This is a genomic window from Gammaproteobacteria bacterium, assembly GCA_037388465.1.
In the GTDB taxonomy this organism is placed as follows: Bacteria; Pseudomonadota; Gammaproteobacteria; order SpSt-1174; family SpSt-1174; genus JARRKE01.
Map to the genome: position 1 here is coordinate 1 of JARRKE010000075.1, position 10724 is coordinate 10724.

A 10724-nucleotide genomic window follows, 5' to 3' on the forward strand; every position below is an offset into this window, starting at 1 on the left:
GCCGCCGTCGCCATGCTGACCTGGCACAACGTCTGGATGAGCGCCCACGGGCGCCAGCTGGCCGCGCAAATGAAACAGGTCGGCCACGATGTCAGCGTCGGCGCCAAACCGCTGTCGGCACTGGCACTGGTCACCCTGTTCGCGGTGTTGCGTGAAGGCTCGGAAACCGCGCTGTTCCTTTACGGGCTGTCGGCCAGCGGCGCGGGCAACGGCGCGCTGCTGCTGGGCGGTCTGCTGGGCCTGGTAGGAGGCGCCGTGCTGGGTTTCGTCATCTACCGGGGCCTGCTGGCCATTCCCATCGGACACTTCTTCACCATCACCGGCTGGCTGGTGCTGTTGCTTGCGGCCGGCTTGGCGGCGAACGCAGCCGGTTACCTGAACCAGGCCGGCCTGCTCCCTGCCATCTCCCAGCAGGTGTGGGACAGCGCCTGGCTGCTTCAGCAGGACAGCTGGCTGGGCACGCTGCTACACATCCTGGTCGGATACAACGACCGCCCCATGGGTATCCAGGTGCTGTTCTATGCGGTGACGCTGATCGGCATCTACACCCTGATGCAGCTGTTCGGCAGCAACCGTCAACGCCGGACCGCAACCGCGGAACGCGCCTCCTGAGCGGGAACCCGACCCAGTGAGCCCAATGACGCCGTTCCCGATCCCGGTCAAGGTCGAGCAAACCGCCACCGGGCCCAAACAGGGGTCGGTCGCCGCCCAGGTCGAGCATGCCGCTGCGCGGCTGCGACCCTGGTTGCCATGGGTGCACGCCTTCATGTTCGTGGCATTCCTCGCCCTGCTGCTGGGTCCGGTGCTGCTGCCCGCCAGCCCCACGGCGACCCGGCTGGCGGCGTTCAGCAACTGGCTGATCTGGGGACTGTGGTTTCCGCTGGTGTTCCTCTCGGTGCTGGTCAGCGGGCGCAGCTGGTGCGGGGTGCTGTGCCCCATGGGGGCGGCATCGCAGTGGATGAACCGCATCGGCCTGAAACGCCCCGTCCCCGCCTGGCTGCGCTGGGAAGGCACGCCCATCCTCAGTTTCGTGCTGATCACCATCCTCGGCCAGACGGTCGGTGTGCGCGACTATCCTGGCGCCTTGCTGGAGGTGTTCGGGGGCACGCTGCTGGCCGCGCTGCTGATCGGTTTTCTCATGATCGACATCAACCGCAAGACCGAAAGCCGCCATTGCGTCATGTGCATGCGTTGCGTCCAGCCCGGGCGGCGCGGCGGGCTGGGTTTGCGGCTGCGGGCACCGGGCGCCGAGGTGGCGGAGATCCAACATCACCATCCCGCCGTCTCGGAACTGTGGTTCCTGCTGCTGGGTACCGGTGTCGCCCTGGGCGGTTTCCTGTGGCTGGTCCTTCCAGAGTACCAATGGCTACGCCAACACATCGGCGTCTGGGCCATCAATCACGGTATGTACTGGATCGGCAATCCCGGCCCCGGCTGGCTGATGGTCAACCACCCCGGATCACGTGAAGTGTTCGTGTGGCTGGATTTTTTCCTGATCGTCGGCTGGATGCTGGCAATCATGCTGGCCTTCACCCTGGTGCTCGGCACCCTCAACGCCGCGGCGGCATGGCTCGCCGGAAAACTCGGCGCAGGCGGCGGTTTTCACGCCCGGTTTGTGGCTTTGGGTTATCAGTTCGCACCGGTGGCCATGGTTTCCCTGCTGCTGGGCCTGGGGGGAGAACTGTTCGCGGACCTGCCGGGACAGTGGGCGGTAACCATCAAGCTCGTGCTGCTGGCCGGCGCCTTGTTGTGGGGAATAGACCTTGGGCGGCGCATTCTCGCCGGCCAGGGGCTGCGCGGTGTGCATGCCGCAATCGTGCTATTGCCGGGGACCACCGGCGCCTTGGCGGTCGCGGCGGCCTGGTGGCCCGCCCTGGCCGGTAGTTGAGCGTGTTTTTTTGCTCAAAAATGTAAATGATTCTCATTAATTTAATCAGCGTCCCAAAAGGAGACCAACCATGCAAAGCAAACTCATGATCCTTTCCAGCCTCATCACCACGGCCACGCTGCTGGCCGCGGGGGTCGCGCAGGCGGCGGAAATCCAGATCGGCAAGCCGGTGGAGCGCAACGGCATGGAGATCGGTGCGGTGTATCTGCAGCCGGTGATGATGGAACCCATGATGCCTGGCATGAGCGGGAATGCCGACGTGCATCTCGAGGCCGATATCCGCGCCCAGGCAAAAAACCCCAACGGGTTCGGACCGGGCGAATGGGTGCCCTACCTGGGCATTACCTACCGGCTGGAAAAGATCGGTAGCGACTGGTCCGCCATCGGCGCCTTCATGGCCATGGTCGCCAATGACGGTCCGCATTACGGCGCCAACGTCAAACTCGACGGCCCCGGCAAATACCGCCTGACCTATCACATCGCACCGCCGCCCTACCAGGGCTTCTACCGCCACACGGACAAGGAAACGGGGGTTGCCAAGTGGTGGGCACCGTTCGATGTCAGCTGGGAGTTCGCCTACGTCGGCGTCGGTAAAAAGGGCGGCTACTGACTTGCCATACCGCGCAAACTGAATTAAACGTTATAACGTTACATGACATAACGGGGATCACATGCAACAACCACACGTCAGCCGAGCCCCGGCTCGGCCCAGCCACCTGCTGTCCGCAGCCTGCGCCTCGCTCCTGTTCGCGGGCACGGTACAAGCCGAGGATGCCACCATCGAGGGCATTGTCATCGGCACGTACCAGCATGCGGGGCAGTCCACCATCGCCGGGCAGGACGTCAAGGACGAATTCAGCGGCGCCATCGACTTGAGCATCAGCGCCCCCCTCGCCGGGGGCGCCCTCGAAGTCGAGGTCAAAGGCGCCACCACGCCGATAACCGACGGGGTGAGCAGCGTCCTGCCGGAGGCCAACGCCAGCGTCGGCGAAACGCTGGACAACAACGACGAGGGCCGCATCGTCGCCTGGCAGCTGTTCTATCGGCACGACGTGGGCGCCGGATCGCTGGCCGGGGGCCTGATCGACGTGTCCGGCTGGATCGACGGCAACGACGTCGCCAGCGACGAGTTCACCCAGTTCATGGGCACATCGTTTCTCCACAACCCCACCATCGACATGCCCGCCGCCACGCTCGGCATGGCCTACAACGCCGGCCTCGGCGGCGGTTTCGGCCTTGCGGCCGTGCTCTCCAACGCCACCGGCATCGAGCCCTGCTATCGCTGCGCGTTCGATCTGGGCCGCGACGGCAACGGCGCCTTCGCGGCGCTGGAGGGACAATGGGCGGGAAACAGCATGACGGCGAACCTGGGCTACTGGACGAACACGCGCAAGCACGATACCGATGGGGACGGCATCGACGACGATCGATTGAGCGAGAACCCGGCCAGCGGCGTTTACGGCAATCTTTCGGGCGGGCTGGGCAAGGGACAGTGGAATCTGCGCGCCGGCTGGGCCGACCCCAAGGTACAGGCCGCTGCCGGATTTCTCGGCCTGGCTTACAGCTACCCGCTGGACAGGGTGATCATCGGCGCCGGGGTGTCACAGACCTATGCGTCGGATGAGCTCACCGACCCGCACAGCGATCTCACCCAGGCCGAGATCTACGGGCGCATGGAGGTAGCGAAAGGCCTGACCGTAACCGCCGATCTACAGCACATTGCACACAGCGGTTTCGATCCGACCCAGGACGGAACCTGGGTCGTCGGCACACGCATGGGTGTGAGCTTCTGACGAGGGGTGGCGCCCTGCTTCAGCGGGCTGCGGGCAGGTGGCGGATGCGCAGCACCGTCTCCGGCGGCAGCTGGCGGGGCAGGGTGGCACGGAAGCCGAACAGCCGGTCACGCCGATTCGCCGTGACCACGCGGTACACCACCGCCTCGCTGTGTGCCACCACCTTGCCGTCCGCTACGGCCTCCAATACGACCCGCCCCGGATTGGAATGCGGCAGCGGATCCGGCAGCAGGCGCACCTCGCCGCGTACCAGGTAGCGGGTCTCCTGGGGGGCGACCTGTACGGCACTGATCCGGGTATCGGGGCCCGCCTGCGTCTCGACGTTGAGCGCACCATTGGCGGAGGCAAGCGCCGGCAGCGGCAACAACAGGGCCAAAACCAGGGCGATGAGGGCCAGCGAAGGGGATTTCGAACGTATTGCAACGGTCTCGTACATGGTCGGACTCCGATGCTCGTTGGTATACCTAAACCCTAGTACACCGGACTTAATCCAACCTTAAACCGCAGGCGAAACCGCCCTACGTCTCGGCTACGCGTCGCCCCGCTTTTCCCTGACCTTGGCGTCGAATCGCGTTTTGTCGATCACGAAGCGCTCGTGCCGCCCCTTGGAGATCAAATCCATGCCGTCGTGGGCCTCGACGGCAAAAACCAGCCTTCGGCCATCCACCTCGATCAACTCGACGGTTGCCGTAACCTCCAGCCCCGGCGGCGTGGCCGCCTCGTGACTGACGTCGATGTGCGTCCCGACCGTCTGCTCCTGCGGCCAGTCCAGATGTGGATTGACGGCCTTGATGCAGGCCCATTCCAGAAAGCCGACCAGAAACCCGGTGGCGAAAACCTCCGGCATGGCCAAAAACTCCTGCGCTTCCGGGTACAGCGCGGGCACCGTTTTCGAGGCAGGAATCACGAACTTGTGTTCGTAGGTAATGCCGGGTGTGAGAGTCGGTTTCATCCTTCGCAGTTGCCCCCTGCCATCCAGAACACCCGGTTGCGACCGTTACGCTTGGCCTCATACAGCGCATGGTCGGCAAGGTCCAGCAACTGCTCGATGCTTTGCACGTCGGCGCTGCAATACACGCCGCCGATACTGACCGAGATGCTCAGCGAACCGGCCTGTACATCCTGAAAAACCATGTCGTCGACGGCGGCGCGAATGCGCTCAGCCACCTTTTCGGCCTTTTCCCGCTCCAATTCCTCAAGCAGGATGCAGAATTCCTCGCCGCCCAAACGGCCAAAGTGATCCTCGCTGCGCAACTGCCCGAGCACCACATCGGCAAAACAGCGCAGCACATGGTCACCGGCCAAATGGCCGTGACGGTCGTTGACCGCCTTGAAATGATCGAGGTCAAGCGATAAAAGCGTGAACGGTCGATTGTGGCGCCGGCTGCGGCTCACGCCCTCTACGATCCTATCCAGAATTGCGGCGCGGTTGTGAATACCGGTGAGCGGGTCAATCGTGGCACGGCGCTCCAACTCGCGCTCCAGATTCCGGCGCTCGGTGATATCACGCCAGATACCCTCGACGCCGGCGAACTGGCCTTCCTCATCGTACAGCGCCCGCGTGCTGATTGAGATGTCGATCACCCGTCCGTCCTTGCAGACCATCTGCCCCGGAAAGTCGCGCACGGCACCGTCGCGCAAGATGGCGTCTTTCAGTATCTGACGATCATTAGGGTCAGGATAGAAATCCGCCGCCGGGCGCCCGATGATCTCCTCCGCCTCGAAACCGAGCACGTTGCGTACCGCGGGGCACACGAAGCGGGTGATCCCTTCCGCATCGGTGCGGTAAAAAACGTCCTGCATGTTTTCCAGCATGGCGCGGAAGTTCTCGTCGCTTTCACGCAGCCGCGCCTCCATCTCCGAACGGGCAGTCATGTCCATGAAGACTGCGAGCACGCCGTTGGTCTCTCCCGTTTCATACGTCACGCTGGTCAGGCCGACGACCCGCAGATTTCCCTTGCAGGTGTGAATGCGAAACTCGGTGGGCGGGTTGGTGTGGGGACTCTGCTCCGCGCGGCGGATCCGCGCCGTGATGCGGGCCTGATCCAGTGGATGAATGAACTCCATGACCGACCGCCCGATAAGCACCTGCGGGCTCTCCGCCTCGAGCAGATCAGCAGTCGCGGGGTTGACGTAACGCAGGCGGTCACCGACGAACAAGATCACAGCGGCAGGCAGCCGCTCCAGCAGATCAGGCGAAATGAACGCTTCGGACATGATTCGAGAATGATGATTGCCAGCCAGCATTCGGGCATGTCCCGCGCCCGACGTACTGTCCAATGCGTGAAGCCCGCTCCTACCGGCTTCTTGACATAAACTTACAACGCGGAGAATAACCCAGAAAGCCGCTTGACCAACAAATCGGCCAATTAATAACCAGCCGGCCGGATCCGGCGTGCGGTTCGAACCGGCGCTGAGAAAAAACCGCGCTTAAGTGACACCGGGACGAGGAATCGACAGCGACAGCCGCTACCACAACATCCAGGCCGCGGCAGCCAGCCAGACCATGCCTTTGGCGAAAAAGAACAGGAATCCAAGCACGCCAACCTGTTTCAGGCGACGATACGGCTGGCGGCGGGAGGCCGGTGCGGCAACGCGACGCGTGTACAGATTCATGGTCAGGCCTCTCTGCGCAGGCGGGTTTCTCTCGAACGGCGATCGTTCATCAAGGGGCGCGTCCCTGCGCCCGTCCGTCACACACCCTCGCCAGGAAGCCTTCGTGGAAAGGTCGTTCGGCCAAGATCAGGCAAGGTCGAAGCGATCTGCATTCATGACCTTGTTCCAGGCCGTCACGAAGTCCTGCACGAACTTTTCTTGCGCATCGTCCTGCCCGTAGACCTCCGCGACCGCGCGGAGCTGCGAGTTCGAACCGAAGACAAGGTCGACGCGGGTGGCGGTCCACTTCAGTTCGCCCGTTGCGCGGTCGCGTCCCTCGAACTCGTCGCCGTCTTCCGAGGTCGCCTTCCACTCGGTGCTCATGTCGAGCAGGTTGACGAAGAAGTCGTTGGTCAGCGTCTCGGGGCGCCTGGTGAAAACGCCATGTTGCGACTGTCCGACGTTGGCGTTCAACATGCGCATGCCGCCGACGAGGACCGTCATCTCAGGCGCGGTCAGGGTCAGGAGCTGCGCCTTGTCGACCAGCAACTCCTCGGCCGACACGCTGTATTTGGCCTTCTGGTAATTGCGGAACCCGTCCGCCATCGGTTCGAGCACGGCGAAGGCGTCCACGTCGGTTTGCTCCTGCGCGGCGTCCGTGCGCCCCGGCGCGAAGGGCACCTCCACATCGACCCCGGCGTCCTTCGCCGCCTGCTCGATGGCGGCGCAACCGCCCAGCACGATCAGGTCGGCAAGCGAGAGCTTCTTGCCGCCGGTCTGCGCGGTGTTGAACTCGCCCTGGATACCCTCCAGGGTTTTCAGCACCTCCGCCAACCGGGCGGGCTGGTTGACCTCCCAGTCCTTCTGCGGCGCAAGGCGGATACGCGCCCCGTTCGCCCCGCCGCGCTTGTCGGAGCCGCGGAAGGTGGCCGCCGAGGCCCAGGCGGTCGAGACCAGCTCGGATACGGACAGCCCCGAGCCAAGAACCCGCGCCTTGAGATCGGCGATGTCGGCCGCGTCGACCAGCGCGTGATCGACCACCGGTACCGGGTCCTGCCAGATCAGTTCCTCTGCCGGAACCTCCGGGCCGAGGTAGCGGGCCTTCGGTCCCATGTCGCGGTGGGTCAGCTTGAACCAGGCACGGGCGAAGGCGTCCGCCAGTTCTTCCGGGTTCTCGTGGAAGTGCCGCGCAATCGGCTCGTAGATCGGGTCCATACGCATCGCCATGTCCGCGTCGGTCATGATGATCGGAACCCGCCTGGACGCATCGTCGGCGGCCGGCGCCATATTCCTGGCCGTCGCCTCTTTCGGCGTCCACTGCCAGGCGCCCGCCGGGCTTTTGGTCAGCTCCCACTCGTTGCCGAACAGCATGTCCAGATAGCTGTTGTCCCACTGCGTCGGGGTCGGCGTCCATCCCCCTTCCAGACCGCTGCCGATTTGATCGCCGCCTTTGCCGCTTCCATAGCTGCTCTTCCAGCCGAGGCCCTGCTCTCCAATAGGGGCCGCCTCAGGCGCAGGCCCGACCAGCGCCGCATCGCCGGCCCCATGGCATTTGCCGAAGGTATGGCCGCCGACGGTGAGCGCCACGGTCTCGTAATCGTTCATCGCCATGCGCGCGAAGGTCTCTCGAACTTCCCTGCCGGATTGAATCGGATCCGGTTTGCCGCCCGGCCCTTCCGGGTTCACGTAGATCAGACCCATCTGCACGGCAGCCAGAGGATTTTCGAGATCCCGATCACCGGTGTGCCGAGTATCTCCAAGCCATTCGGTTTCCGCCCCCCAGTACGTGTCTTCCTCGGGCTCGTAGACGTCTTCGCGTCCGCCGCCGAAGCCGAAGGTCTTGAAGCCCATCGACTCCAGGGCACAGTTGCCGGTTAGGATCATGAGGTCGGCCCAGGAGATCCTGTTGCCGTACTTCTGTTTGATCGGCCACAGCAGCCGGCGCGCCTTGTCGAGATTCACATTGTCGGGCCAGCTGTTGAGCGGCGCGAAGCGCTGCTGCCCCGAGCCCGCACCACCGCGCCCGTCTCCCATGCGATAGGTGCCCGCACCGTGCCATGCCATGCGGATGAACAGCGGCCCATAGTGACCGTAATCTGCGGGCCACCAGTCCTGCGAATCGGTCATCAGCGCGTACAGGTCCTTCTTCACGGCCCCGAGGTCGAGCTTCTTGAATGCCTCGGTGTAGTTAAAGTCCTCGCTCATGGGATTGCCCATGGGGCAGTTTTGCTGGAGTAGCTTCAGGTTCAGCTGGTTCGGCCACCAGTCGCGATTCGACTTCACTCCAACAGACGTATGCATGACCGGGCACTTGCCTGCGGTCGTGTCAGTTTTTTCGTCCATCTTTCTCCTCCGATGTTGGCTGAGATTCTCTTCAGGTCGTTCCGTCTGGAACTGTCGTGATTCCCGGGCGTTGTGACCGACCAGGTCCCGGGTGCCTTCCCAGGTATAGACCTTCGACGCAAAGTTGCGCCTGGCATCGGCGACGGTGAAGAAGCACGGCGCACGCCGACCTGTCGTTTCCTCCTCGCGGAATCACCGGCCGGGCGTTATGCCGCCCGACCTGTTTCGAGTCTGGACCCCGATTGGTAATCCAGCTAATTCATTATTTAAATTTTTGCGATAGCCAATCGCTATAGAACACGGCGCGTATCGCAGCGGTGGCTTATTCCGGCAGGAGATTCTTGTTGCCCCGGAATTTCATGTTGATGGTGAGCTTGAGCCGCGGCGTGCGCTTTTCGAGCGCCGCCGGGAAAGGCGGGAACGGCGCGGTCTGCCGCACGATCTGTTCGGCGGCGCGGTCCAGCCGGTCGTTGCCGGAGGAGTTCACCAGGCGCAGCGCGACCAGCTCACCCTGGCTGTCGATCACCATGGTGACCACGGGTTCGCCGGTCAGCTGCCCCGGGTAGTTCATGTCGCCAGTGCGCTGCAGCGCCCGCAGCACCGTGGCCAGGTAGTAATGCGCCACCAGGGTGTGCGGATCGTGAACCTGCGCGAAGGATGCCCGGTTCAACACCGACGACACCGCGGAGTTGATCTGCCCGTTCATCCCCGCCCAGTTGATCTGCCGGGTGTGATGCGTGGGCTGCCCCTGATGCGTGGCGGCCTGCGCCGCCTGCCTGGGCAGTCGACCCTGATGCACCAACTGCGACGCGTGCGACGCCCTGCCCCTGCTGTGCGCTGCGGTCGAATGTTCGGACCGTGCCGCGGCCTGCGTCCCGGACCGGCTCGGTGTGGCGGTTCCTGCCGACGCCCCCCGCGATGCCCGGCTGGGCGCAGAGGCCTTGGAGGAGGGCAGCTCGTAGATGCGCGCCTCGACGGGCCGCTCGTGATGCGGCTTTTTCGGCGCGAGGCTGATCAGGCGACCGACCGCGAGCAGCGCCAGCAGCACCAGCAGCAGTGCAAGCGGCACGGTCCAGACCAGACGCCGCGCGGGATTGTCCGCGCGCGGCACGCCCCATAAAACCGTTTCGGTCATTGCTGACGCACGGCGATCAGGAAGCGTCTGACCCCGGCATGGCGCGCCTCGAGCATCGCGCGCACCACCACCCCATCCTTGGCGGATTCGTCGGCGGCCACGATGACGGCCGGGTCATCGCCCTTGAGCAGCGGCTTCAGGGTCTGCGTCAGGGTCTTGAGCGTGACGTGCGTCCGGTTCAGCAGGATGCGGTTGTCCCGGGTGACCGTCAGCGTGACGGGTGCCGTGGGGTGCGCGGGCGACGCCGAGCCCTGTGGCAGGTTCACGGGCAGCGAGTGCAGGTTCTGCATGGACAACGAGGCAAGCATGAAGGTCGCCAGCAAAAAGAACATCACGTCGATCATCGGGATGATCTCGATACGCCCGCGGCGATAGGTGCGCGACCGGGGCAGCTTCATGCGACTGCCTCCTGCTCATGCACGTCCAGGCGCGCCCGGTCCATCAGCCGCGTGCCGAGACGCTCCATCTCGTCCAGGGTGCGCGACTGCAGCCGCGAGAAGAAGTTGAACCCGAACAGCGCGACCAGCGCGATGAGCAGTCCCAGCGCGGTGGCGATCAGCGCCTCGGCCACGCCGGAGGTCACCCCGTGCGGATCCACCAGCCCCTTGGCGCCGAACAGGTCGAAGGCGTTCATCATGCCGTTGATGGTGCCCAGCAGGCCGAGCAGCGGGGCAGCGGTGACTATGGTCTCCAGCACCCACAACCCGCGGCTCAACGACCGCTCGACCTCCAGCGCCTCGTCGCCTGCGCGCGATTCCGTCCACCACACGGGCTTGTCGCGCTCCTGCAGGATCACCCGCAAAAAGCGGGCGAAGTGGTTGTTGGGATTGGCGACCGCCACCTCGCGCTCCAGCTCGGTCCAGGCGGAGCCGTAGTTGTAGACCAGGCGCATCAGGGTCTGCGAGGGGCGCGCATAGCGCCAGTATACGTAGGCCTTGTCGAGCATGATGACGATCATGACGACGGCCAG

The 10724-nt window shown here is 64.3% G+C and carries 12 protein-coding genes; 4 read left to right on the forward strand and 8 right to left on the reverse strand.

Annotation, left to right across the window (positions count from 1 at the left end; genetic code table 11):
• The 4 genes from P8Y64_11905 to P8Y64_11920 form a co-directional block, all read left to right on the forward strand.
• Positions 1–612, forward strand: a 612-nt coding sequence (locus P8Y64_11905; protein ID MEJ2061167.1) for an FTR1 family protein, incomplete at its 5' end; no start/stop codon positions are given.
• A 25-nt stretch (positions 613–637) separates the two neighbouring features.
• Positions 638–1888 (forward strand): 4Fe-4S binding protein, encoded by a 1251-nt coding sequence (locus P8Y64_11910; GenBank protein MEJ2061168.1) that lies wholly within the window; start codon positions 638–640, stop codon positions 1886–1888.
• An 85-nt stretch (positions 1889–1973) separates the two neighbouring features.
• Positions 1974–2498, forward strand: coding sequence for an iron transporter (locus tag P8Y64_11915; GenBank protein ID MEJ2061169.1), 525 nt, complete (start codon positions 1974–1976; stop codon positions 2496–2498).
• 61 nt (positions 2499–2559) lie between these two features.
• The gene (locus P8Y64_11920) at positions 2560–3681 is read left to right on the forward strand and encodes a hypothetical protein (protein MEJ2061170.1); all 1122 of its coding nucleotides are present in this window, start codon (positions 2560–2562) and stop codon (positions 3679–3681) included.
• 19 nt (positions 3682–3700) lie between these two features.
• On the opposite strand, the gene P8Y64_11925 is transcribed toward P8Y64_11920, so the two are convergent.
• From P8Y64_11925 to P8Y64_11960, 8 genes are all read right to left on the reverse strand, one after another.
• Complete coding sequence (locus tag P8Y64_11925) at positions 3701–4117, reverse strand: hypothetical protein (GenBank protein ID MEJ2061171.1); 417 nt, start codon at positions 4115–4117, stop codon at positions 3701–3703.
• Positions 4118–4210: 93 nt separating this feature from the next.
• Positions 4211–4633 (reverse strand): thioesterase family protein, encoded by a 423-nt coding sequence (locus P8Y64_11930; GenBank protein MEJ2061172.1) that lies wholly within the window; start codon positions 4631–4633, stop codon positions 4211–4213.
• The gene (locus P8Y64_11935) at positions 4630–5898 is read right to left on the reverse strand and encodes a diguanylate cyclase (GenBank protein ID MEJ2061173.1); all 1269 of its coding nucleotides are present in this window, start codon (positions 5896–5898) and stop codon (positions 4630–4632) included. Before P8Y64_11935 ends, P8Y64_11930 begins: the two co-directional genes overlap by 4 nt.
• Before the next feature lie 252 nt (positions 5899–6150).
• A complete protein-coding gene (locus P8Y64_11940; GenBank protein ID MEJ2061174.1) occupies positions 6151–6297 on the reverse strand; it encodes a hypothetical protein in 147 nt (48 codons plus the stop codon).
• 126 nt (positions 6298–6423) lie between these two features.
• Positions 6424–8619 (reverse strand): catalase/peroxidase HPI, encoded by a 2196-nt coding sequence (gene katG / locus P8Y64_11945; GenBank protein MEJ2061175.1) that lies wholly within the window; start codon positions 8617–8619, stop codon positions 6424–6426.
• 322 nt (positions 8620–8941) lie between these two features.
• Entirely contained in the window at positions 8942–9754 is an 813-nt protein-coding gene (locus P8Y64_11950) for a TonB family protein (protein ID MEJ2061176.1), read from the reverse strand.
• Positions 9751–10152 (reverse strand): biopolymer transporter ExbD, encoded by a 402-nt coding sequence (locus tag P8Y64_11955; GenBank protein ID MEJ2061177.1) that lies wholly within the window; start codon positions 10150–10152, stop codon positions 9751–9753. Before P8Y64_11955 ends, P8Y64_11950 begins: the two co-directional genes overlap by 4 nt.
• Positions 10149–10724 (reverse strand): MotA/TolQ/ExbB proton channel family protein (locus P8Y64_11960; GenBank protein ID MEJ2061178.1); only part of this gene is annotated, 576 nt, incomplete at its 5' end. The genes P8Y64_11955 and P8Y64_11960, both read right to left, overlap by 4 nt.